The organism is Vibrio splendidus (assembly GCF_001557875.1).
Taxonomy (GTDB): domain Bacteria; phylum Pseudomonadota; class Gammaproteobacteria; order Enterobacterales; family Vibrionaceae; genus Vibrio; species Vibrio splendidus_F.
Map to the genome: position 1 here is coordinate 273307 of NZ_LNRF01000001.1, position 24408 is coordinate 297714.

The 24408-nt window shown below is 44.1% G+C and carries 17 protein-coding genes; 8 read left to right on the forward strand and 9 right to left on the reverse strand.

Annotation, left to right across the window (positions count from 1 at the left end; all coding sequences use genetic code 11):
- Window positions 1-33: 33 nt before the first annotated feature.
- Complete coding sequence (locus tag ATB74_RS01195; RefSeq protein ID WP_061015952.1) at window positions 34-792, forward strand: substrate-binding periplasmic protein; 759 nt, start codon at window positions 34-36, stop codon at window positions 790-792.
- Between the two features lie 183 nt (window positions 793-975).
- Here the strand turns inward: ATB74_RS01195 and ATB74_RS01200 are convergent, their stop codons facing one another.
- Window positions 976-1461: an NADAR family protein gene (locus ATB74_RS01200; protein WP_061015954.1), complete on the reverse strand. Its 486-nt coding sequence runs from the start codon at window positions 1459-1461 to the stop codon at window positions 976-978.
- A gap of 263 nt (window positions 1462-1724) precedes the next feature.
- Window positions 1725-1919 carry a PA3496 family putative envelope integrity protein gene (locus ATB74_RS01205; RefSeq protein ID WP_004736928.1) on the reverse strand — a complete coding sequence of 65 codons (195 nt, stop codon included), beginning with the start codon at window positions 1917-1919 and terminating at the stop codon, window positions 1725-1727.
- 362 nt (window positions 1920-2281) lie between these two features.
- Between ATB74_RS01205 and ATB74_RS01210 the strand changes: the two genes are divergently transcribed.
- Genes ATB74_RS01210 through ATB74_RS01220 form a run of 3 tightly spaced genes read left to right on the forward strand, consistent with a single transcriptional unit; the run spans window position 2282 to window position 4563 of the window.
- On the forward strand, window positions 2282-3106 hold the full coding sequence (locus tag ATB74_RS01210) for an ABC transporter ATP-binding protein (RefSeq protein ID WP_061015964.1): 825 nt from the start codon (window positions 2282-2284) through the stop codon (window positions 3104-3106).
- Window positions 3107-3115: 9 nt separating this feature from the next.
- Window positions 3116-4048 (forward strand): ATP-binding cassette domain-containing protein, encoded by a 933-nt coding sequence (locus tag ATB74_RS01215; protein WP_061015966.1) that lies wholly within the window; start codon window positions 3116-3118, stop codon window positions 4046-4048.
- Window positions 4045-4563, forward strand: coding sequence for a hypothetical protein (locus ATB74_RS01220; protein ID WP_061015968.1), 519 nt, complete (start codon window positions 4045-4047; stop codon window positions 4561-4563). The genes ATB74_RS01215 and ATB74_RS01220 overlap by 4 nt, the downstream gene beginning before the upstream one ends.
- Window positions 4564-4943: 380 nt before the next feature.
- Here ATB74_RS01220 and ATB74_RS01225 read toward each other — a convergent pair whose 3' ends face one another.
- A complete protein-coding gene (locus ATB74_RS01225) occupies window positions 4944-6923 on the reverse strand; it encodes a replication initiator protein RctB domain-containing protein (RefSeq protein WP_060980822.1) in 1980 nt (659 codons plus the stop codon).
- A 1259-nt stretch (window positions 6924-8182) separates the two neighbouring features.
- Here ATB74_RS01225 and ATB74_RS01230 point away from each other — a divergent pair.
- From ATB74_RS01230 to ATB74_RS01245, 4 genes are all read left to right on the forward strand, one after another.
- On the forward strand, window positions 8183-9400 hold the full coding sequence (locus tag ATB74_RS01230; RefSeq protein ID WP_060980821.1) for a ParA family protein: 1218 nt from the start codon (window positions 8183-8185) through the stop codon (window positions 9398-9400).
- Window positions 9401-9405: 5 nt separating this feature from the next.
- Window positions 9406-10380, forward strand: a complete 975-nt coding sequence (locus tag ATB74_RS01235) for a ParB/RepB/Spo0J family partition protein (protein ID WP_060980820.1) — start codon at window positions 9406-9408, stop codon at window positions 10378-10380.
- 93 nt (window positions 10381-10473) lie between these two features.
- On the forward strand, window positions 10474-12567 hold the full coding sequence (locus ATB74_RS01240; protein WP_061015970.1) for a GNAT family N-acetyltransferase: 2094 nt from the start codon (window positions 10474-10476) through the stop codon (window positions 12565-12567).
- A gap of 418 nt (window positions 12568-12985) precedes the next feature.
- The gene (locus ATB74_RS01245) at window positions 12986-14656 is read left to right on the forward strand and encodes a DUF342 domain-containing protein (protein WP_061015971.1); all 1671 of its coding nucleotides are present in this window, start codon (window positions 12986-12988) and stop codon (window positions 14654-14656) included.
- Window positions 14657-14801: 145 nt separating this feature from the next.
- Here the strand turns inward: ATB74_RS01245 and ATB74_RS01250 are convergent, their stop codons facing one another.
- The 6 genes from ATB74_RS01250 to ATB74_RS01275 all read right to left on the reverse strand — a co-directional run bounded on the left by ATB74_RS01250 (window position 14802) and on the right by ATB74_RS01275 (window position 24407).
- Window positions 14802-16916, reverse strand: a complete 2115-nt coding sequence (locus ATB74_RS01250; RefSeq protein WP_061015974.1) for a type I secretion system permease/ATPase — start codon at window positions 16914-16916, stop codon at window positions 14802-14804.
- Between the two features lie 18 nt (window positions 16917-16934).
- The gene (locus ATB74_RS01255) at window positions 16935-18845 is read right to left on the reverse strand and encodes a bifunctional diguanylate cyclase/phosphodiesterase (RefSeq protein ID WP_060980816.1); all 1911 of its coding nucleotides are present in this window, start codon (window positions 18843-18845) and stop codon (window positions 16935-16937) included.
- A 5-nt stretch (window positions 18846-18850) separates the two neighbouring features.
- On the reverse strand, window positions 18851-19519 hold the full coding sequence (locus ATB74_RS01260; RefSeq protein WP_060980815.1) for a transglutaminase-like cysteine peptidase: 669 nt from the start codon (window positions 19517-19519) through the stop codon (window positions 18851-18853).
- Window positions 19520-19578: 59 nt separating this feature from the next.
- Window positions 19579-20970, reverse strand: a complete 1392-nt coding sequence (locus tag ATB74_RS01265) for an HlyD family type I secretion periplasmic adaptor subunit (RefSeq protein WP_061015976.1) — start codon at window positions 20968-20970, stop codon at window positions 19579-19581.
- 112 nt (window positions 20971-21082) lie between these two features.
- Window positions 21083-22369, reverse strand: coding sequence for a sigma-54-dependent transcriptional regulator (locus tag ATB74_RS01270; RefSeq protein WP_061015978.1), 1287 nt, complete (start codon window positions 22367-22369; stop codon window positions 21083-21085).
- A 100-nt stretch (window positions 22370-22469) separates the two neighbouring features.
- Window positions 22470-24407, reverse strand: coding sequence for a sensor histidine kinase (locus tag ATB74_RS01275; protein WP_061015980.1), 1938 nt, complete (start codon window positions 24405-24407; stop codon window positions 22470-22472).
- Between the last annotated feature and the right edge of the window lies 1 nt (window position 24408).

The following is a 24408-nucleotide window of genomic DNA, read 5'->3' on the forward strand; positions in this document are numbered from 1 at the left end:
TAGTAGTCATTCATCAAATAACTAGGGAAGGTTATGAAAAAACATCTTATCGTTGCATCCATAGTCAGTTTGTTTTCAAGCAGTTATGCTCTTGCAAGCGAACCTCTCCACTACTACATTATTGCGAGCCAAGCGCAACCTTTTCAGATCGAAACTGACGGGTCATCTCACAGAGGAATGGTTTCTGATATCGTTGAAGCGGTATTCGATGACAGCCAGTATGAGATCAAGTACCACACCTACCCATTTAATCGAATGATCGACAAACTCGATGCAAGAGAGAACCCAAACTGGGTAACCTATGGTAGCCCTAGTTGGGGGAACATCCAGTCTGTTAACCTATCTGAAGAGCCAATTTACAATGTAAAACATGTGTTACTCAGCAGCGGTAAGAAGCCATTTGAGTTCAATACAATTGATGATTTAGACGGAAAAGCAGTGGTATTACTGGTGGGGTTTGAATATCCGAACCTAGAACCTTACATCCAGCAAGGCAAGCTCAACGAGATTCGAGTTAAGGATTACAGCGCGGCTTTTCGAGTCCTGAACCGTGCACCTGGCGATACAGTGTTTGTTGAAATGGAATCGAGAATTAAATACAACCTTAACGAGCAAAAGTTAAGTATTAATGATTACCAGATGCAAGACTTTGGAACAGTAATCAATAACTACCCTATCCATTTAGCGTTTGATCCTGAAATGGATCCTAAGCTGCAAAACTTCATCGACCAACGCCTAAATCAGATGAAAGGCGATGGTCAGCTCGACGACATTGTACAAAGCTATCTATAGCATTTGGCTAGCGCTCACTTGATTAGCTAATAGGCCATGAATGACTTCGTGACACGTTTTTGTACTTTTGGTCAACCCTAGTGACTAACAATGACAAAGGCCGCTCTGCAAGCTTACAGGGCGGCCTTTTAATTTATTAGTGAAGACTTAATAAACGTATCACTAGAACTCGAGTCAATTCATTTAATGCGAAGTAATCAAATACAGCGACTGATTACGAAGTTGTTGGCGCACCGCCATCAAAATCTCTCCGAGGTGGTTTTCACCAGTTCCATCGCCCCCATCTCCCCAAAAGTGATCTTTATGAGAGTGCTCTTTAATCACTGAATCGCCTGTCCCCGTCAGGAACAGAGCAAATTGTGGGTTCTGTCTGAACTTCTCGGTCACAATGAATCGCATCACTTCAACACGAATGTCATACCAATCTTTTCGAACTTGATCTTCATAGTCACGACTTAAAGAGAACGCTTCAGCAGGGGTACTGGCTTCCAAAATGGTATTGCGTAATGCCTCAGAAGCAAACTTCATCGCTTGATAATAATGTTCGCTGGTTGCCCAAACTTGATCACCTACCTTGATGGGACAAGCGGCAAAATTTGACAGGTATCCGTTCGGATCTTCAGGTTCATAAAACAGCACTTCTTTAGCTTGTGCCACAGAATTAGACATAGCCTCTCCTTACCAACGACATCGCATATTTTTGCTTTAACTTTAAAATTAGTGGCGTTGCATATTGCTGTCAAACAACTTAGTTCAAGAGTATGCCATGTGCGTGTTTTTCATCTGAAGAACTTAATATCAAAAGGGATCAGCTAAGCGAAACAGTGATCTAAAGAATCAAAATGTTGATTTAATCTAGATAGGAGTTATGAAAAAGTACTTATGAATCAAAGGGTGGCGTTACGCCACCCTTCTAAATGCAATGGGGATTGTTAGTGAATAAGACCTAGCTCCCTTGCTTCTTCCAGGCTCAAACCACTTTCTCTAATTTCTCTTAGAGCCTCGATACGGCGACGAGCTTCAGCAGACTTCATTTTCTTTTCTGGTTTGAAAGATACTTCTTCTTCAGCATCCCACTTGTTTGCAATATTTGTCATTTCATCATGGTTGATAGAATTAATGGACATGTTTTCCTCCGAAAAGCACCATGTAATGGACAGGTAATCTGTAGCAAATGCTTTTTCGCTTGTTAAGAAATTCTGTACTGAAGTGTGATGATTCCGACGCTTCACAAAGCTAATTAATAAATGCCTCATTTAAACTTTGCCAAAGCCATTTTCTGCAATTACATTTAAAAGATTCCCCATAAGAAATGTGGTTTGATCCAACTCTCATTTTCCCCGCTTTCAATGCTTATCTTCTGCTGAAAATTCGTGAAATAACCCAAGATAAATTTCGAGGCACTTCATTGTTTTTGTGCTGATCGCTTTCACTAAATCCAACACATGTTAATGATAATAGTTATCAATATCATAACTAAGTATCAATCATGTCTATGGAAAATCCAGATACACCGCTTCTTGAAGTGAAGAATCTATGCGTCGACTACATCACCGACGACGGTGACTTCAATGCCGTAAAGTCCGTCAGCTTTAGCATAGGGCAAGGAGAAATCTTTGGCCTGGCCGGCGAGTCAGGTTGTGGCAAGAGCACCATCGCATTTGCTATTAACCGACTTCACAAGCCGCCGGCTTTCATCTCTGGGGGTCAGATACTGTTTGATGGGCAAGACCTACTGAGCTTATCGGACAAGCATTTGAATACCTTACGTTGGAGTGAAATCGCTATGGTGTTCCAAAGCTCGATGAATTCACTCAACCCAGTATTAACTATCGAAGAGCAGTTTGCTGATGTGCTGCGTCATCACAAAGGTATGAGCAATGAACAGGCGAAAGATCGCGCCGAGAAACTGCTCGACCTTGTGAATATTCCACGCCATCGCTTAACAGAATACCCGCACCAATTCAGTGGTGGCATGCGTCAACGTTTGGTGATTGCCATTGCTCTCGCCCTCAACCCAAAACTGATCATCATGGACGAACCAACCACGGCACTGGATGTGGTTGTGCAACGCGAAATTCTACAGCAGATACACCAACTCAGAGAGGAGTTTGGTTTCTCAATACTCTTCATCACCCATGACCTCGCACTAATGAGCCAGCTGTGTGATCGCATTGCCATCATGCGCCACGGCAAGATAGTTGAGGTCAATAAAGCCCATGAGATTCGCAATAACCCACAACACTCCTACACCCAAAAGCTATGGAGTTCCTTCCCAAATATTCATGAACATGCTCACGCGACTGCGTGCTAGGAGAGCTCTATGTCACAACCCATTTTTCAAGTAAAAAACCTCGTTAAAGAATTCACCGTTGGCGGTGGATTTGGCAAAGAGGAGATCTTTAGAGCACTGCATGGGGTGAGTTTTAACTTACATGCAGGAAAAACACTGGCACTGGTTGGCGAATCTGGCTGCGGGAAAAGCACCTGCGCACGATTGATGACCAAGGTTTACCCTGCCACCGAGGGAGAGATACTGTTCAAAGGTAGGGACATCACTACACTTAAAAGCCGTAAAGATATCTTGGATTATCGCAGCCGTGTACAAATGGTGTTTCAAGACCCCTTTGGTTCACTCAACCCAACTCACACCATTGAGCACCATTTAACGCGCCCACTTAAGATCCATAAGCAAGTTGCCACTAAACAAGCTCACACAGAACGCCTCAAAGAGTTATTAACGCTGGTGGAGTTACCCATCGAAACTCTCGCTAAATACCCGCACGAGCTCAGTGGCGGCCAAAGACAGAGAGTTAACCTAGCCAGAGCACTGGCCGTTGGCGCTGAGGTTATTCTTGCTGACGAACCCACCTCGATGTTGGACGTCTCGATTCGACTTGGCGTGTTGAACCTAATGCAAAAAATGAAGAAAGAGTTGGGGATTGGCTTTTTGTACATAACCCACGATCTTGCAACGGCACATTACATCGCAGAAGAGACGGCGGTGATGTACAAAGGGCAGATCGTCGAATGGGGATCAACCCAGTCGATCTTAACCAATCCACAACACCCGTACACTAAGTTGTTGATCTCTGCCGTACCAGATCCCGATCTGCCATTTGGCGAACTCGTCAAAAATGAGCCAAACTATTCAATAGACGCTGATCGTATTCGAGAGCAGAGCTGTGAAATACAGCATGAAATCAAACAAGTTGCTGATAATCACTTTGTAAAACAGTGGGATAACGTTGCATGAATGAACTAGACACTTGGTTAGAGCGGATCGGAGATTGGTACAAAGACCGAAAGCATGATCAAGTGGACCGGTTAGAACCTTTGATCTTAACGCCTCCAGATGCTCTCTGGGGGCCATTGATCACGGATAAGCAGAGCAAAGGCATCGCATGTTGGCTAGACGGATGTCTGAGAATCTTTACTTTCTATCGCCACCTCGCGGATTCATCGAATCCGGAGTTGGCTTCGCAGGAGGCCAGCAACTCAAGCCATCAAGAAAAGGCCTACCAATACCTGATGTTTGCCTATAGCAAGCTGCAAGCGGTGTCATGCGACCCAAAATCAGAAACTGGTTTGCAAGAGTGGTGTACACTGCGGCTACAACACTTGTGTGTATTGGCTTTGGAGTTTACGAACCAACAGCAAGAACCACGTTGGAAAGCAGAATCAGAGAAATTGATCGAATCGCATGTACGCTTTATGGCAACCCATCCCCGAAACGATGATCAAGGTAGCATTCAACGCCATCTCCACTGATCAAGCTCTTCTCGATCAAACATCAAATCAGAATCTCATCAGAGTTAGATCCGTAGAAAGCATGATCTAGCCTTGATCATGCTTCGGCACTTAGCTCTGTAAGCTATTGAGTTTTAATGATTGACTGAATTTTTGGCAAAAAAAAGCGAGTCCCTTAGGAACTCGCAAAAATCTATTCAGTATGATGTAACAAAATATGAGCCAATCTATTAATCATAAGAAAGGACAAAGGTTGTCTATTCGGGATAAATAATAATCAACTGGATGCGTTACATTGTCATCACTTTGTCAGCGTTAGGTGCGATTTTAATCAGCACCTAATGTGTTCAAAACTATCCATTCAGCCACGATAAAACAGGCTTATCGCAATAGGATAATGACTAGTGGCCAATCGCCATTTCATCGAGTGCAAGGAACACGTTTTCGTCTAAATGACCTTCATGAACTTGTTTACACACTTTGCGACGCACCGCTAAACCAGAGATCAAACGTTCAATGGACAGATGTCGATTGCTGGTGCTATCACGGTCGTTGTAAAGCTCAATCAAACGACTCAGTGTTTCGTATGGAATAACGTCCTCCCCTACTCTCAACCAATCAAGCTTCTCAATGAGCTCTGAGCACTCTTCTTTGATTGAGGCATGTGAGTGCCCTGTCATAGCGGATAAAGCCGTTATACTGCGTTCTAGAGCCTCTGCAGAGGTATATTTAGAGAGAGTAATCATGATCTCGTCAGCGTTGATCTCAACAGAGTGTTTACGTTGCTTAACTCGACGTCCCAATTTGCCTCTTGGCGACGGTGCTTTACGCTGAATTGGCTCAAACTCACCATCGATAATCTCAGACAACTCTTCCAGCTTCTGCTTAGACACCATTTCGTTACGAAGCGGGTTCGGTAGCGTCGGCGCCATATTACGCTTACCGGCGTTGGTAGTGCGCGCTCTTGAATATCGTAATACTTCTTCCACATTACATTTGATATCTACTTGATAATCCGTCGTTTTGCCTTTTTCGATCAACGCGGTGATCGTCAAGTGATAACCCCAAAGGTTAACCAGGAAGGTATCTTCATGATCCCCTACTTCGCCCAACTTTCTGAGTTCACGGATCAGATCCATCGAGAACCGACGCCAATCGATGTTACGCGCCAACTTCTGGTTGAGCTCACTGAGCAACATACAATCTGAATGACGACGTGCCATGCGGCTTCTAAAGTACGAATACATTTGGAAGACCAAGGTATGTTGCTTCAGAATTTCTGGCGGAAATAGGAAGAAATAATCACGCGTCAGCAGCTCTTCGTAGAACGAAGGTTCCCAAACCAAGATGTATAGGTTCGGTTTAATGCGAATTTCGCCGTCAGAGCCCTCTGTAGGCGCTTCTTCCGATGCGGTAATGGTTCTAGCTAAGAATCGGAAACGATCACTCTTAAAGCCTTCTGGCATGTTCTCACTAAGCCAGCGGCCTGTAAGCTCATGCAGTTGGAAATCAGTGAATTCAATACGATCAATACTGTCGCGGATCGAATCACGTGCTGGGCCGCTGTCTTTCTTGCCACGCAAAGACAAAATATCAGTGATGTAGAGTGGTGTTTTGTTCGGTGTGTGTTTCGCGTCTAAATGGTAATCATCTTGGTGATGATCATGATATTGAACGGTGAGCGTGAATAACGCGAATAGCGTCATCAGATCGTCAACGGTCATGATATTTTTAGAAGATCGTGTCTCGATCACCGCTCGAGTGCCAGAGATCGAAACCATGGATTTCTGGTAGCTCTTACGAGTTCTAGGCGGCGCTAACGCTTGATCAATAATCCCCGCCCAATTGGTTGGCGAAACAATGAATTGATCCGCTTCATCTTTCATCGTTGGTGGGGTATTCAGTCCATGTTCATTCAGTAAGCGCTTGTTTACTTTGGTTTGAGCTAGGGCTTTAGAGCGCTTTTGCTTTTCATTTTGCTTCACGCTTTCTGTTACTAAGCTGGTGGCACCCAGTACCGATATCAATTGGTTTGGGTTCACAAAGCGATGCAACATGGTTTTACCAGCAAGGCCTTCTTCAAAGCGAACGGGGATTTGTTTGAACAATCCAATATTGACTGCTGCTCTCAGCCTTTGCTGTAAGGCCGCGCGAGTGACTTGACCATCGGTTGATTCAATAATCTCAGTGGTGGAAACGTACCCGTCTTTGCTACTAAACCCACGAAGTGAAATTAGGTTAAGAAGCTCAACTATGCTTTTGGTGACACCTTTGAAGTGTTGATATTGTTCTATCCATTCAACGGCTGTTTCAGATACCTCAAATAAATGACCATCTTTGTGGCTTCGTGCCTTAATTAACAATTTCTCTTCTGGTTTCATTTTTGATCCGTATCACACTAACCGTAATTTCACTATAGTTCCTGAATGATAAAGAAAGAATGATCATAAATAAAGAGAATTTATTGGCTTTTAAATAACTGATCTTTTTGATTAATATGATCTTAAATGATTAAGTGATCTAATGATCTGGACGTGACTTTGCTTTTAAGTGGCTGAATTTAAAGTATTAAAATAAATCGACTTGGAAAGCATGATCATAAAGGCTCCGAAACTATGATCATTAAACTTAAGAAAGCATGATCACAGAGCATCAGAACGATGATCATTAAGTGGTTGTAAGCATGATCATTATTGGTTCGAAAGCATGATCATTATACTTATACAGCTTATCCACAGATCGGAATTCAACATCGGTTTCTAAGTCGCTTTTGACTTGTCTATGTGGACACTTCTAGCGGCTAATCTATCGGAACAATGATCAAGAGAGCATACTTTTTATCGTTCCTATCCTATTGAGTGCAAAATTTAGTCTGTATCCGCTGGAAATGGATTGCTTTGATGTATTTAGCGCTGGTGGCTCTTAACTAGGAAGCATGATCATGAAACTGTCATGTTTGTGTATTCTCGGTCTGTGTCGATTGAATTTTCAATCATTGAGCCCTTACAGGCGTTGAATCCCCATTCCAAAAGCATTTGTCCGTAACTTAGCTCATTAATTACATGCTTCCGGAACGATGTTTACTTGATCATTTTTCCGGAAGTTGATCATTTCCAATGTGCAGTTGCTCGGATCAATATTGCTAAGTTTACTCCTTGATCATGCTTCATAATTTGGCGTTATTAATTATCTTACACTGGATGTGTTCCATGATCATTCTTCCGGTTATGCTCCAAGCCTCTGTTGTTTTTTGACACCCCATCTTCTCTTCTGTTTTGAATCTTTTATTTATTGAACGTTTTTTAATTTTTATTGGATTGAAAATCTATAAATTCGAATGCAAATCACACCAACCGTAATCTACGGTTGTATTTCAATCGTTCCGAAGGTTTTTCGCTGAAATTCCATTTACATTGTAAATAAGTGATGCTGTAACATTTAAAATGTAGACCAGAAATAACATGGTTATACATGATGGAAACGGTCATTTTTGTGTTTGTCTAAGGCGATGTTTCATCAAATTGTAAAAACACAGTCTATTTTATGTGATTTTACTCATAAATGTATGTTCATGTTTTTGTTGTGTTTGTTGTTAATCGCTGTACAATTTGTGCTTAGTTAATCATTACGGAAACTGGCAATGAAAAGAGAACAAACGATTGATAAGCTCTATCAGCTAGCCGAACAAACTCAACAAGTTCAGGCTGACCGAATTGAGATTATTTTGGAAGAGCGAAGTGATGAACATTTCCCTCCAATGTCTAAAGCTATGATGGAGACTCGTTCTGGTTTGACGCGTCGTAAACTCGATGAAGCGATCACTAAACTTGAAGCTGATGGCCATCAGTTTACAAAGAACAACGCCAATCATTACTCGATTTCATTGACAGAAGCTCACATGTTGATGGACGCGGCAGAAGTGCCAAAGTTCCACCAACGTAAGCAGCACGCTGACAATAAGCCATGGATTATCAACGTACAAAACCAGAAGGGTGGTACGGGTAAATCAATGACAGCAGTTCACTTAGCCGCTTGTTTGTCTCTGAATTTGGATAAGCGCTACCGTATCTGTTTGATTGACTTGGATCCTCAGGGCTCTTTGCGTCTGTTCCTAAATCCACAAATTAGTGGAGCAGAGCACGACAGTATCTATTCTGCCGTCGATATCATGTTGGACAACGTGCCTGAAGACCAAGACGTCGATCTAGAGTTTCTTCGTAAGAACGTACTATTGCCAACTCAATATCCAAACCTGAAGACAATTTCTGCATTCCCAGAAGATGCGATGTTTAACGCTGAAGCGTGGCAAAGCCTTTCACAAGATCAGTCACTTGATATTGTTCGTCTGTTAAAAGAGAAGCTTATCGACAAAATCGCCGATGATTTCGATGTGATTATGATTGATACCGGCCCGCACGTTGACCCTCTAGTATGGAATGCAATGTACGCGTCGAATGCACTTCTGATTCCATGTGCTGCTAAGCGTTTGGATTGGGCTTCAACGGTTAACTTCTTCCAGCACTTACCAACGGTTTACGAAATGTTCCCGGATGACTGGAAAGGGCTCGAATTTGTTCGTCTAATGCCAACCATGTTTGAAGACGATAACAAGAAACAGGTGTCAGTTCTGACTGAAATGAACTACCTGTTGAATGACCAAGTAATGATGGCAACCATTCCAAGAAGCCGTGCTTTTGAAACCTGTGCCGACACTTACAGCACGGTTTTCGATCTAACGGTGAGCGACTTTGAGGGCGGCAAGAAAACTCTAGCTGTTGCTCAAGACGCAGTACAAAAAAGTGCTCTAGAATTAGAGCGCGTATTACATAGCAACTGGCCTTCACTTAATCAGGGATAACAACAATGGCAATTAAAACATCTGACTTAAATGCAAAGCTATTTGGTAAAGCAAACAAACGTCGTGTAGCTACGCCTCAAGAAGCGCAAACTGCTGCTAAAGAACAGGCTCAAGTGATTGAACTTTCAGTTGCGGGTGAAGAGTTGGTTTCATTTGAATTGGTTCGTATTCCAGCAGCCGATGTCGCAACTCGAACGGTTGTTTTTGAAGAGAATGCTCGTGAGCAATCTTTCTTAAATGAGCACGCGCTTTCTGATGTTCTTACAACATTAAAAGAACGTGGTCAGCAATACCCAGCGGTTGGTCGTAAGAATAAAGACGGTAAGATTGAAGTTCTTGATGGTAGCCGTCGTCGTATGTCATGTATTTTGGCTGACAAAGAGTTCCTAATCTATGTTGCTGAAAACATTAACGGCGAACACGCTAAGTTTCTATCAGACGTAGCTAACGCTCATAAACCGCTTTCTCTTTACGAGAAGGGTAAAGAGATGCAAGCGAAGCTGGATAAAGGCGAAGCTGAGGACCAGAAAGCACTGGCGAAAATGTTCCAGTGCAGTGAAGCTTTGGTGAGTGGTGCATTGAAAGCGGCCGCTTTACCACTTGAATTGCTACAAGCTTACCCAAATGTGAGCGACCTTGGTCGTCCAACTATTGTTAAGCTACACAAACAGTTTGGTGGATTGACGAGTGAACAACAACAAACATTGCTGACTAAGTGTGATGCTTCTGAAGGTTTTGTTTGGCAACGTAGTGAAGCTCAAGGCGTAACTCGTCTAACAAAAGACGTGACAGAAACTTTGGAAGGTTGGATTCTTGAATTGGCGCCAGCGCCAGTGAAGAAAACGTCTCCAAAAGTTGAGCTTATTAAAGGCCGCGCATCATACAGCCGTAAGGGTTCAAACTTGGCGTTGAACCTTAAGAAAGTTGATGATGCGACAATGGAAGAAATCCTCGCTTTCGTACAATCGAAGCTTGACTAAGTCGACGACTTTTCATTACTACTCTAAAGCCGCTTTATGCGGCTTTTTATTTGGCTGTGATAAACTGTGTTTAGATGAATCTGGACGCTAACTATGACAAACCCAACCAACACTTTTCTGCATACACTTTCTAACATTGCTCAACATAACGATCACCGTTACGGCGTGGTCTTTGATGGAGATTTTGATTGGCAAAACTCTGCTGTTTTTACCTTCCTTCAAGACTCACACACTCCGAGTATCTTCCAGATTGGCGGTACGCCATTTGAAGGTGTGATTCATGCTCCAGTAAAAAAAGGTCAACAATTGCTTGGTCGAGAGTGCCAAGTTCTTGTTTGTGATTTTAGAGAACAATTCGATGCAAATGGTTTTAGCGCCGCGCTGGGTTCGTTAGTCGGTGGGGGGCTGTTGTTGGTGTTGCCGCCAAAAGTTGATGACTCTGAAGATAGCGAGTGCTTTGCTCAACGTTGGCTAAAACGCCATTTCGATAAACTGATCTCTGTTTCACAACACAATGAAGTAGGGGATGTTATTCAAGCGACTAACGCTCTTCCTCAGATGCAAAGCGCTAAAAATGGTTTGGACAAATTTGAACAGCAAAGCATGGCTGTTGAGTTAGTTAAGAAAGTCGTCACGGGACATCGAAAGCGCCCATTAATTCTGACCGCAGACAGAGGTCGAGGTAAAAGCTCAACTCTGGGTATTGCCGCAGCGCAGCTGTTAGTTGAGCGTCACGGGTTTAATATTATTGTTACGGCACCTTCAGTCAAAGCGGTAGAGCCGGTATTTTCTCATGCTAGCCAAGGGTTAGAATCTTGCGAAGTGGTTAACGCTACTCACATTGGTCATCAAGGTGGCAGTTTAAGATTCGTCGCGCCAGATGAATTACTTAAATCTAAGCCTGATTGCGATTTGTTATTGGTTGATGAATCCGCTGCAATTCCAATTCCAATGCTTAAATCCATGGTCGATATCTATCACCGTATGGTTTTTTCAACCACGGTACACGGTTACGAGGGTAGTGGACGTGGGTTTGGTATTAAGTTTGAGTCTTGGCTTTCTGAACATCGTCCGGGGTGGAAAGGCTTTAAGCTCGGACAACCGATTCGTTGGAATAACAACGATCCGCTAGAGACTTGGTTGTTTGATTGCTTCCTACTTGGTAATGACGCATCACTCAGTGACTCGGCGGTTGATGAACTCGATGGCTTTTCTGCCGAGGCAATCAACCAATTAAACTTGGTCGAGTTATCAAAAGCAGAATGCTTGGCTAATCCTGAGCAGCTACAACAATGTTTTTCTCTTCTCGTGGATGCGCACTATCAGACCTCGCCTAATGACTTAATGCAGTTTCTCAATAACCCAGCAATCCGTTTATACGCCGCTTGGAAGCAAGACGAATGTTTAGGCTGTATGTTCGTGACGGAAGAAGGAGGTTTGGACAGCGAGTTGATTGCTCAAATTCAACTTGGAAAACGCAGGCCTCAAGGTCACCTTGCCCCTGTATTACTTGCAAACCAACTTGGCTGTACTCAGGCAGCGACCAGTCGTTGCCTTCGAGTTATGCGCATTGCTGTTTCAGCGCGTCATCAAGGTTTAGGTATTGGCAGTTGGATGTTGGGGCAATTATCTGAACAAAATCGTCAAGCTGATTATTTGGCGACAAGCTTCGGTGCGACCAGTGAACTGATTTCTTTCTGGCATGATAGTGAATTTGTGCCTGTTCATATCGGCCACCAGCGAGATCAGGCAAGTGGTTGTCACTCGGTGCTGATGGTTAAGGCGCTTAACCCAAGAGCTCAAGCTTGGGTCTACCAACTGAAAAACCATTTTGAGCGCAGCTACTGTTTTCTTGTTTCTGGTTCTTTAGTTTCACTTGAAACTGATATGGTGCGAGCACTGCTGCCAAAGAGTGTACAAACCATTATTGAGTTTGAAACTCAGTTAGTTAGAAATTACGTAAACGGTGGCAATAGTTATGATGCGATTAGCTTCTGCGTATTGAACTTGATTCTGCTCAGTAACGATCGAGGAGCCAGTGTTTCTGACTTACTTATCGCAAAGGTCGTTCAACAGAAAGAGTGGGGGACTTGTGTCGAACAGTTTAATCTTGTTGGTCGTAAACAAGCAGAGATTCAGTTTCGTAAAGATGTCGATGCTTTGCTAGCAAATTTACAGTGTAAATAGACAGGCCATCATTTTAATAAACTTACCACTACGAACTAGATTTACAGTGTAAATTAGAATCTTGGATTTACACTGTAAACTGGAACACACTATCGAAATCAGGTTTTACCCGGATTACCTGCTTTATCCTTTCTGTTTTATCTCTCCATGACAGCCTCTAATCTTTTAAACCGACTCGTCTTTACTATCTGGCTCAACCTCGAATCAACATTCAATCGCACTAAATATTTTGCAAAATTCATCAATGTATTTGTAAAGGTGAAGCGGATCATAAAATGTGTCAGTCTTATTTATGAGTCATGTTTGCAGAATCGAAAGTAAGTGATGTGACGCTGATTATTCTAATAATGTGATACTCAGCGCAGAACGAATTATATAGACTGAATAACAACTGAGTCATTAGGGATACTCAATTCGAATGTGGGATAACATCGTTACATTGTCGGAAGATAAGCAACAAGTGATGGCGTGTCTGCCAACTGGGTTTGTGGTTGACGCAAGCTTTGATAACAAGACGCTGCCACCAATCTTGGAAGCTTTGAACGTATCTAACTATTTTCTTTTCGAAGAAGAGGTGTTGCGCTTCGTCACTCTTGCTAAAGAAGGCAAGGGTGAAGCTTATGAAGGAATCTTGATTGCTGAAGTTCGTAATGCAAGTGTTGCAGTCGAATTGTCTGATGATGAGATGCTTGCAAGTCTTGTGGTAACGGGGCCATATGATGGACACGCGCTGCGTGGTAGCGACATCATTCACTGTTTAGCTCAAGCTCACATAACAAAAGGAATTAACAAGTTAGCGCTCAGAAAAGCATTGATGATGAGTAGCAAGCTTAAGCCCGGCGAAAAGTTTACTCAGCCAGTCGCCAAGGGGACGCAACCTGTAAAGGGGAAAGACGCTAAGTTTGCCGCCTTGGTTGAAGACATTACTCGCCAAGTCTTGAAGCCTCGCAGTAAAGACGAAGGCAAGATCGATATGCGAGATTTGGGACAAACCATTACCGTTGGTCAAAATGATCACTTAATGAAACGTACCCCCGCAACCAAAGGCATCGCTGGCTTTACCGTCCAAGGTCGAGTTATCCCTCCTCTTCCCGGACAAGATAGTTTAATTAAGCCTGGCAAAGGCACCTATATCTCTCCTGACGACCCTAACTTACTACTCGCCTCATATCCTGGACTACCCATCATTAAAGATCGAACCATTGAAGTGGATGACGCCTTGTGTGTTAGTAACGTCGATGTCTCAACTGGGCACGTTAAATTTAAAGGCAATGTATTTGTCTCTGGCAACATCGAACCGGGAATGATCGTCAAAGCGACCGGCAGTGTTACGGTTGGTGGTTTTATCGAATCGGCAGAAGTTCAAGCTCAGGGTGATATCAAAGTCGCCAAAGGGATTATCGGCCATACGACCAAAGAGGGCGAGCCAAAAAGCTGTAAGGTATTTAGCAAAGGTTCTATCACAGCAAGCTACGCACAGAATGCCGAGCTACAAACGGCCAACGATCTTCGACTTGGTGTACACAGCATGGGAAACGAAATTCGTTGTGGTAATAATCTTATTGTGATGGATACCATGAAGAAGCATGGTACGCTCAGCGGTGGTGAAGCCAAAGTCGGCGGAAAAGTAGAATGTGTATTCTTAGGTGTTGAGGGAGATACCGTAACCAAGGTGCATGGTTTTGCCCGCTACGACGGCTACCGACAAAAGATAGCCGAGCTAAAAGAAATCTATAAACACGCTCAAGAGCAAACCATGGATGTGATTCGCCAAGAGCTCGAATTTAAGAAGCGACCAAAAGCGGAGAGAAGCGAAGAGCAAGCGTTGGAAATTGATCAGCAACGAGAAAAGAACAACCTTGCGATTGAAAACACTAAGTCGCAGTTGGATACCCTCGAAGCGGAATTTGAAACTAACCTAGCAGAATGCACCATAGAGGCTCATGAAAAAGTGTATACCCGAGTGACGATCCAGTTTGGTGATGAGACGGTCACGACTAAGCGAACGCATGGTGGCAGTGTATTTTCGTTCAATCAATACGAGATTCAATGTTCATTCAAGATGGAACAAGAAGATATCTCATTGTGATTGAAAGACTCTCAAACTGAACGAATCTGCTAGATCGGTTCGAACCGTTTTCTATATATTCGAATAAAAAAAGGGGGAGCTGATGCTCCCCCTTTGCTTTTTACTGATATTGATTTAGTTAGACTCTTTAAGTCACATGAGCGCTTTAACTTGCAGCTCTTACCTTACCTTGCTTCAAGTCTGACAGAACTTGCGCTTTTGGTCCGTCGGCAATAATGCTGCCTTTCTCCATCACTATCACTCTGTCTACAATGTCCAACATCGACGTTTTATGTGTAATCAGAATTAACGTCTCACTTGGTAACAATTGGTTAAGCTGGTGCTTGATGTGCATCTCTGAGCGATTATCCATGGCACTGGTCGGCTCATCCATCAATAACACAGGAGGACGGCCTAGGAAGGCTCTAGCAATGGCAATCGACTGGCGTTGACCACCAGACAGTAAACCACCGCCTTCGCCCACTTGTCGTTCTAAGCCTGCTGGATCTTGCTGAGTAAAAGCGGTAACACCTGCACGGTTCGCTGCATCCATTACATCACGGTCATCGACCAATGGACGACCCAAGGTAATGTTGTCTCTTACTGAACCGTAGAACAGGTTACTGTCTTGCGGAACACAGCCTATATTGCGTCGTACGTCGACATGATGCAGTTGCTCCATGTCGGTGTCATCAATGCGTACATGGCCCTCTGTGGGCTTATACAGGCCCATAATCAGGCGCTCTAGAGTCGTTTTACCTGAACCAATTCGGCCAATGATCGCCACCTTTTCACCAGGTTTAATATGCAGCGTTAAGTCTCTGATAGAAGCGACTGGCGAGTCAGGGTAGTGGAACGTCACTTTGTCTAACGCGATATGACCTTGAATAATCGGGCGGTGAATGTAGCGTTTGCCTTCTTCTTGTTCGTCAGGCATCGACATTACTTGTTCAATCAGAGTCATCGATGACTTCGCTTGGTTGTAACGTGTAGAAAGCAAAGACAGTTGAACAAGAGGGCCAATCGCTCGGCCGCTCAGCATGGTTGCGGCAATCAAGCCACCCATCGTCAGTTCGCCTTCCGCTATTAGGTACACACCAAAGATGATCATACCAACGTTGGTACTTTGCTGAACAAAACCTGCGGTGTTTTGGATGCTATCGGTGATACGACGACTTTTGATATTCCAATTCGCCATGTGAGCAACCGCTTCTTCCCAACGGAATTGGAACTGACTTTGCGCACTGAACAGTTTAACGGTTTCTAAACCAGCCAAACTCTCAATTAAGTTCGCGTATTTTTGAGAAGCAAGACGAGAGCCTTCTTCAATAGTACGACGCAGTGGACCTTGGATTAACAGTGCATAGATGATCAGAATGACCACGCCGATAACAGGAACGAACACAAGGTTTCCGGCCATTAACCAAATGAGCGCTAAGAACATCAGTGCGAAGGGAAGGTCGATTAGCGAGCCGATGGTTGCAGAGGTAAAGAACTCACGGATTGATTCGAACTCTTGCAAGTTTTTAGCGAAAGCACCGACAGAAGCAGGCTTTGCTTCCATGCGAATCCCCAGTACTTTACTGAACAACTTGGAGGAAATGAGAATATCGGATTTCTTACCAGCAACATCAATGAAGTAGCTTCGCATCAACTTGAGCAGCAAATCGAATAGGAACACCACAAAGATACCACTTGCCAGCACCCACAAGGTTTCAAAGGCGAGGTTTGGTACTACTTTGTCATACACCAAACGTGTGAACATGGGCGCGGCAATCGCGAAGATGTTGATCAGAATGGAGGCAATCAACACATCTCGGTAGATGTTTTTCGATTCCCAAATGGTGCTCCAAAACCAGTGACCTTTACGGGTTTTTAGAACCTCTGGTGAACGTTCATCATAACGGAACTGTTTTTTTACCAAGAAGTAGCGGCCGATGAATTGTTCTTTCAGCTCTTCGACAGGAATGATGATTGGCACCATTCCGCTTTCCGCTGTAATGATTTCCGCTTCTTGTTTCTCTAAATCGATACTGTTGAGAACGCACGCTTCGCCTTGTTTAAGTAGTAAAACCGCAGGCAGTATCAGGTGAGGGATCTTTTCTAAGTCGGAACGGTTTTCTTTCGCCACTAATCCCGCTCGCTCCGCAGAACGAGGGAATAGGAAAGGGGTTAGCTTTCCATCGGATAGTGGTAGCCCATTGATCAACGCTTCGGGCGAGTTAGCTAACCCGTAATACCGGCTAACGTAGATCAGTGAGTTCAATAGTGGATCTTGCATGTGATATAACCCTTACAACTATTTATCAACAATGAAGCCTTGGAACACTTCTACGTAGTTATCAGACAGGATATCCAGCTGAGTCTGAGTTTCTATTCGAGACGCGATGGTGGTGACGCCTAGGTTGTGAGCGGTTCTAGAGATCGACGTTAAGGTGAACTTCTGTTTTTCGTCATCAAGGTTATGTGTGAATAGGTAATCTAGCTTCACATAACTAGGACGGTATTCGTTGATGTAATCCAGTGATTGGAAGTTACGTCCGTAGTTATCGACACCAAACACCGCTTGGGCGTTGCGAATGGTGTTACACAGGAGTGCCGTGTAGTGCGGAACGTTGATGAAGCAGTTTTCTGGAATCTCAAAGTGCAACAAGTGAGCGATTGAGGCATTGTTTTCAAGCGTTTTGCCGATCCAACGGATAAAGCTTGGCTGAGAAATACTGCTCGGCGAGATATTGATAGCAACTGGGCTTGTTACTTCCTTCGCATTCAGTTTTTCAATCATCTTCTCGATAACGTACTGGTCGAGAATATGGCTCATTTCAAGCTGTTCTAGTGCGTACAAGTACTGGTTAGCACCGTAACGCACGCCATCTTTTTCAATCGCAGAGAATACTTCTTGGTGATACGTTTTACCAAAAGCATTGTTTGCAGCCTGAAGACGGAAGGTAATGAGGTCGTTGATGATCGCTTCTTCAACCAACATACGCCATTGTTGTTTACCCATCACAGCGCCGTGATCGTCTGCGGTTACGTAACCGTAAGCAAGCTCTCGGTTCGCCTTGGCACTTGAGAGTGCGTTATCAACCAACGACATGATTTCGGTACTGGTTTTTCGTGTGTTGCTGTATGTCACACCTAATGCGATGTGTGGATTCGCCGTACCTGTAGGGTCTGAACCTAGGTTTTGAATGCAATTTACGATGCTGCCCGCGACAAGTTTCAGTTCGCTTTCATCAATGTTCGGCATAATGAAGCCAAACTCGTCACTAGAAATACGGGCGATGGTGATATCTGGTGATGAAATTGAAGCCTGTAGCTGTTCAGCCAGTTGATGAACTAAGGCATCACCTTCTTGGTAGCCTTTTTCGTCGTACTCTTCACTAATAAATTCGGCTTTTAGTACCGCTAAACCACCTAAGCTCGATTCTTCTAACCACTGAGTTAATTGAGACATGTAATAAGCGCGGTTGCCTAGCTGAGATACTGGGTCGATATACGCTCTTTCACGAAGCTTTTGAGCTTCTTTCGCTTGGTTCTTAAAGGCTAGTTCAACTTGAGTCGACATGTGGTTGATGCCATCAACAACCAAGGTAAGATCTTTTGTCTTCGGGCGAGCCAGTGGTTCACCAAACTGATTCTTAGCGATCTGATCCATCTTAGTAATGATCAACGAGAGCGGACGTAAGGCACGTTTGAGGATCCAAGATATAGACACTAAACCTAACAAGAAGATCGTGCCAAAGATGGTTAATAAGCGGATGAATGCTTGCCAAAGTTGGTCGTAGGCCGGGCCTGGGTGGCTCACAATCTCAACCTCTGCTAGCTGCATCCAGCCACTGGTGATTACGCGGCGGTCATGAACAGGCTCAAACAAGTTAAGGTTGGTAAACCACTGTGGTACGCCAGTTGGCTTTACAGGGTATGAGCGGAGAATATCATCACCGCTGTCAAGAAAGATCAATCGAACGACGGAGTAAGAACTGCCATCAAACAGGGCGTTGATAACAGACTCCACTGCCACCTTATCCTTTTCTTCTAGGTAAGGGGCGAGAGCCAGTCCAACAGTATTAATGGTATTACTTACCTCAGAGCGTTGCTGCTCTTCTAAGTATCCACGGGTGGTATTGAATTCGATCATAAAAACTGACGTCATCAGCAGTATGAACACCGCAACCATCCCGACCACAAGCTGTTTATATAAAGTCATTGTACCTACTCATCGTAATTGATAATGGGTTTGTTTAGTTTTAGATTGCGCTCACGAGAACGTAGGTCGTTCCATAAGCTCAGTCTTGATGATTTCCCTGCTAACTTACCGCTGCCTGCTGCCGACTTGATCAGCCAAAGGTTTTTACCATTGAAACTGTATATCGGTCGCAGATCTCCGCGCTTAGAACCGCGTTTTATTTCAGGGTTTAAGTTGTCTAAAATTAGTGGCTCTGCACTGGGTGTTGAGTAGTAAGCCAACACCATGTGGAATTGGTTTAACTCAAGTGCTTTTACGTACACTAATCGTAATTTCTTATCTGGGACGCCCAGTTCAAGCAAAGAGAAGTATTTTGCGATAGTGAAGTCTTCACAATCACCGGCGTTACTGCCTAGAAACTCCAGTGGTGTTGCCCAGTAGTCGTTTTTTCCCCACAGTATGTTGTCATCGACAAAGTACATTTGGTTGAAGAATCGATTTACCGAATCTAACTTCTCTTTTTCACTTAACCCTTCGTATGACGTCATATTTGAGCGCCATGTTGCTACTCGTTTTCCAGCTCTTTCCCCGTAGGTTGCAGTAACCGCGTCTATCCATCGTTGGTCGCTCTTATTGAGCGCCACAGAGGTAAAAGAGGTGAGGACCAGCAGCAATAGCGAAACCCGAGATCTCATAGCCTCTGCTCTCGTCTGTTTGCTGTGTATTGAAAGGCGTCATCAAGCATCAAACGTCCTTACTCTTTTAGTGCGTTGTTTTGAGCGCTTAATAGTGGCTTCAACATGTACTCCAGCACGGTTCTTTTACCCGTGATGATATCGACCGAGGCTGTCATTCCCGGAATGATCGGTAGCTCTTCGTTCTGTCCAAAATTGTGTTTTTCTGTGCGCACGCGCACGATGTAAAAGCTGTTGCCTTCTTCATCTTGAGTGGTATCGGCACTGATGTGCTCTAACACGCCTTCTAGACCACCGTACTTAGTGAAGTCATAGGCACTGAATTTAACGATTGCAGTCAATTCTGGGCGTAAGAAAGCGATATCTTGCGGGGCGATTTTCGCTTCAACCAATAGCGAGTCTTCTGTCGGTACAATCTCAACGATGTCCATACCCGGTTGGATAACACCGCCGACAGTATTAATACCCAATGTTTTAACGGTGCCAGTTACCGGAGAAACCACCACGGTACGGTTTACTCTGTCTTCAAGGCCAACAGCCGATTCGGTCATTGCAGAGAGCTTATCTTGCGCTTGATTGAGTTTTTCTTGTTGTTCGGAGCGGAAGTTCAGTGCGGCATCAATACGGCTGAGCATAGCTTCTTTGATTGCTGAGCGTAGAAGAGGAATTTTTAGCTCGCTTGAAGTCATTTCTCGGCGAGTGTCGTTGACTTGTCTTTGCAGTTTAAGTAATTCAATTCGTGGTACCACCCCTTCATCGGCGAGAGGTTTGGTGATATCCAGCTCTTGGCGAGCAAACTGGTAGCTCTGTTTTAGGTTTCGAACACGCGCTTTAATCTCAACTAGGTCTTGCTGTTTCTGTTCAACTTGTTGATCAAAAACGGAAAGTTGGTTTTTTAGATTATTCAGATCCTGACGATATTCTGCTTTTTGGCGATTAACCAGTTTAGGTTGAAGTTCGTAGAATTTTGGTGGGAAGGCGAGTTTACCGTAATCAAGCAACACGCTTTTTTTCCACTCTTCAACAGAGAACTCTTCGTTAATGACGACACTGGTCAAAGAAGCGGACAGCATCAATACGTTGGCGGTTAAGTTCGCCACTTGTTGTTCACGTTCGCGGAAATCCGAGCGGAATCGAGTGTCATCGATTAACAGTAGCTGTTGACCTTTTTGAACGCGTTGACCTTCTTTAACCAAGATCTCTTTAACCAACCCCCCTTCAAGGTTTTGCACCACTTGGATTTGAGAGGAAGGGATCACTTTGCCTTGGCCAACAGTGACTTTGTCGATCTCAGCCCAAGCAGACCACCCAATAGCAGCAACAAAAAACAGAACGATTACCCACAACATAATACGCGCACTGGTGGGCGTATTGAGGAGCAGTGCCGCTGTTTTATCATCGACATACTCAAGCTCGGTCTCGTTCAATTTGCTGAAATTTTTCTGACTCATAACAGTCCTTGTTCGCTAAATAAAAGTGCAAGCCTATTGAGTGTATTCTTACTTCTGATAAATGTTAAGATTTTGTTCCTTTAAATCTTTGAATTTATATATTTTTTAAGACCTATCTGTTCTTGAAATCGGTTTTATCGAGCTGATGCTTTCTTAGTTTGTCATACAGTGTTTTTCGCGACACCTGCAGCTCTTGTTGTACTTCTTTTAAACGGCCCTGGTGGCGATGTAGCGCCTCAATCAAGATAATTTGTTCAAAGCTATCGGTGCGTTGGTTTAACGACTGTTGTTGCTCTTCAATGCTCATATCGAGTTCATTTTGCTCATTAGTATCGCTGTCGAGCGACGGCTGCTTAATTTGAGTCAGCACTCTGAGTTCGGCATGTTGGCGAAGCTGACGAATGTTCTCCGTCCAATGAGTCGCGATGAGTCGTTGAATCTCTTTTTCTGTAATGACGGGCGGAGGTAGTTGATATCGACTTGCTGCACCACGAGCAAAGTGCTTAAACAAAGAGCCAATATCTTCGGTTCGTTGCGCCAAGGTTAGTAAATCAAATCGGCGGAACTCACTTATAATTGTAGTAGGAACTATTGTGCTTGCGATAATGATACAAGTTGCATTGGTCTTGCATGAGTTTTCACGAAGTAGAGTCGGTTTTAGATTGGCAAACCACAGCCATTGATCCTGAGTTAATGCTGCTGTCTCATGGATATAGAGTGTTCCACCTTGATGCTTCAAGAACAGTTGCAAAACAAATTGATGAAATGTCGCTTCGTCACTGCGAGGCAAATTAAATGCTGCGACAGGGCAAAGCTCCGCGGTTTGATGACTGTGTAGATCATGGGTGTATTGTGCTGTGACCCTTTTCCCCGTTCCTAAATCACCAACAAATAATAGAAGTGGGTTGGTTTTGGTATCTAGGGTGATCAACTCTCGGCGTAATGCCTGCATTGATGGTGATTGACCAATCAGTTTTGGGCCAACTTGATTTTGCATTGCTAACTCTTTACGCAATAGGTTGTTCTCTTCAACCAGTGCGAGTTTATCTGCGGCTTTTTTTACGGCAGTGAGTAGGGCATCGACCACAAATGGCTTTTCCAGAAAGTCATAAGCGCCGGCTTTCATCGCAGATACCGCGGTTTGCACGTCACCATGCCCGGTAAGTACGATGACCTGAAAATGAGGGTTTTGGCTCAGTAATTTTTGCGTTAATTGAATGCCATCCATCACCGGCATGTGAATATCGGTGATGACAATTCCGGCTTGCGACGTATCTATTTTCTTTAATGTCTCAATAGCGTTGGGAAAGCAGACGATATCGATGCCTTCAATGAGCATGGCTTGTTCTACTGAGTCGCGAATCGCGGGTTCATCGTCGACAAAATAGAGTTTAGGCATAGAGTGCAAAAGTCGAGTCCTTAGCAGTATGTGAGGTTAGCTATATGTGAGATTAGCAGTATGTGAAATTCGTTTTCTAACCAACGTTAACAACGGCGCGTTAGCTTTTATCGTTATATAACGGGATGTTTAGCGAGAATACCATGCCTGAAGGCTCTAACCGGTTCGCGCTGATCGTGCCGTGATACGTTTCAATAATCCGTTTCGATATTGAAAGTCCTAGCCCTAAGCCTTCCGGTTTAGTGGTAAAAAACGGGTCGAACAGCTGTTCTAGTTTGTCATCCTGCATGCCAATTCCGTTATCCCAAATGATCAGCTGACAAGAGTTATGATGCAGTTGCCATTCTATGCCTATCTGTGGGCTAGCCTGTTGGTCAGCGCTTTCCAGGTTTTGTTGCTCCTGCAAGATTTTCTGTTCAAGAACTTGCTGTTGAAGCGCTTGAGTCGCGTTGTGAATCAGATTAACCAGTACTTGCTCAAGTTCGGTTGGATGAATCGCAATGTTGATGTCATCGGGCACCGTGCTTAGCCTCAGCGTGATGCCTTGCTTGATCATCAGCGCACTGAGAATACTGGTGGCATTGTTGACCGCTTGGTGCAGGTTGGCCACATGATGTTCTTGTTTATTGACTTTGCGAGTAAAGACTTTGAGTCGCGCGATGATGTCGGTAATGGTGTTGTTGAGGCCAATCATTTTCTCAAGATTGCTCTTCACCAAATCGGTTCGTTCCATCTCAAGCAGTTTTAAGCTGTTCTCACTGTAGGTTCGCAGTGCTGCAAGTGGTTGGTTGATTTCGTGGTTAATGCTGGCTGACAGCTCACCGAGTACTGCTAATTTCGCTGTTTGTGTCAGCTCTTGTTCTGTCTGTTTCAACTTCAACTGCGACTCTTGGTACTGAAAGATGGTTTGCTGCAGCTGTTGATTGGATTGCTTCAAGTAGTGGGTACGTTTATCAACGGTTTGCTCTAGGTTTTGGTTGAGTCGGGTCAACGCCACTTTCGCGAGATAAGTCTGGCGCCACGACCAAGCGATGAGCATCACCAAGCTGTAAATCACTACGAAGATGACATCGATCTGCAAGACTTTAATAAGTTCCGCTCTGGTCTCTTTTAGGGCGACAACTTGGTACTGGTTGTTGCTGACCGTTGCAGGGTAAAGATTGAAAGCCCCGAGTTTAAATAATTGGTTAGCGGTGAGTTCTTTTCGGATTTCGTTTGATTGAAGGTTGCTAGATCGATTTGTATTAGATTGATTGGCGTTGCTAGCTTCTGACTGAGAGCTTGAAGAACGAAAGGCTTCGATGATCGAAATTTCGTTTTGACCGTATTGGCGTTGAAGTGCGATATCCGTTTGTTGTTGCTGAGTTAATGGCAACAATGAATGGTAAAGCCATAGAGCTTGGCTTGAGAGAAAGACCACTTGGTTAGAGTCGAGTACCACGATCTCAAAGCCGTCGCTGGTTAGGATGTTTTCAAGGTTCTCTAAGCTTACTTTTACGGTGATCACTCCGACAATATCACTCTCTAGATACAACGGTGACGATAAAAAGTAACCGCGTACATTCGATCGGGCACCCAGCGCGACATAGTGCGTGTTGTTGCCTTGAATTGCAGAAGCAAAATAGGGACGAAACGAGAAGTTCTCACCCACAAAAGTGCGAGGCTTTTGGTAATTACTGGAAGCGACCACAGTTCCGCTTGGGTCATGAATATAGATGGTGTCGGCCTGGCTTTGATTCGACCATTCAAACAGCAATTGATTGAGCTGCGCAGCGGAAACCTTGTCTGCTTGTGGTGAGGAGTCAAAATAAGAGAGTAGGCGCGGGTCATGACTGAGTAAATCAGGGATCTGTTTGAATTTATCCAGTTCAGAGTCGATTTGTAGATTGGCTTTATTAGCTGCTTCATCGAGTTGCTGAGTGACGATTTTTTCTTGGAATTGACCGGCCAAAAAATGAGTAGCAGTCAGCCCTGCAGCTCCCAATAACAATGAGAATAAAACAAAGGGAGTCATTAGGTTAGGCAGTGTTTTGGTCACT

Excerpts from the sequence above, each read along its gene's own strand:
- ATB74_RS01230 (WP_060980821.1), top strand. The coding sequence starts at position 8,183 with ATGAAAAGAGAACAAACGATTGATAAGCTCTATCAGCTAGCCGAACAA.
- ATB74_RS01240 (WP_061015970.1), top strand. The coding sequence starts at position 10,474 with ATGACAAACCCAACCAACACTTTTCTGCATACACTTTCTAACATTGCT.
- ATB74_RS01235 (WP_060980820.1), top strand. The coding sequence starts at position 9,406 with ATGGCAATTAAAACATCTGACTTAAATGCAAAGCTATTTGGTAAAGCA.
- ATB74_RS01195 (WP_061015952.1), top strand. The coding sequence starts at position 34 with ATGAAAAAACATCTTATCGTTGCATCCATAGTCAGTTTGTTTTCAAGC.
- ATB74_RS01245 (WP_061015971.1), top strand. The coding sequence starts at position 12,986 with ATGTGGGATAACATCGTTACATTGTCGGAAGATAAGCAACAAGTGATG.
- ATB74_RS01215 (WP_061015966.1), top strand. The coding sequence starts at position 3,116 with ATGTCACAACCCATTTTTCAAGTAAAAAACCTCGTTAAAGAATTCACC.
- ATB74_RS01270 (WP_061015978.1), bottom strand. The coding sequence starts at position 22,369 with ATGCCTAAACTCTATTTTGTCGACGATGAACCCGCGATTCGCGACTCA.
- ATB74_RS01220 (WP_061015968.1), top strand. The coding sequence starts at position 4,045 with ATGAATGAACTAGACACTTGGTTAGAGCGGATCGGAGATTGGTACAAA.
- ATB74_RS01225 (WP_060980822.1), bottom strand. The coding sequence starts at position 6,923 with ATGAAACCAGAAGAGAAATTGTTAATTAAGGCACGAAGCCACAAAGAT.
- ATB74_RS01255 (WP_060980816.1), bottom strand. The coding sequence starts at position 18,845 with ATGACTTTATATAAACAGCTTGTGGTCGGGATGGTTGCGGTGTTCATA.
- ATB74_RS01205 (WP_004736928.1), bottom strand. The coding sequence starts at position 1,919 with ATGTCCATTAATTCTATCAACCATGATGAAATGACAAATATTGCAAAC.
- ATB74_RS01265 (WP_061015976.1), bottom strand. The coding sequence starts at position 20,970 with ATGAGTCAGAAAAATTTCAGCAAATTGAACGAGACCGAGCTTGAGTAT.
- ATB74_RS01210 (WP_061015964.1), top strand. The coding sequence starts at position 2,282 with ATGTCTATGGAAAATCCAGATACACCGCTTCTTGAAGTGAAGAATCTA.
- ATB74_RS01200 (WP_061015954.1), bottom strand. The coding sequence starts at position 1,461 with ATGTCTAATTCTGTGGCACAAGCTAAAGAAGTGCTGTTTTATGAACCT.
- ATB74_RS01250 (WP_061015974.1), bottom strand. The coding sequence starts at position 16,916 with ATGCAAGATCCACTATTGAACTCACTGATCTACGTTAGCCGGTATTAC.
- ATB74_RS01260 (WP_060980815.1), bottom strand. The coding sequence starts at position 19,519 with ATGAGATCTCGGGTTTCGCTATTGCTGCTGGTCCTCACCTCTTTTACC.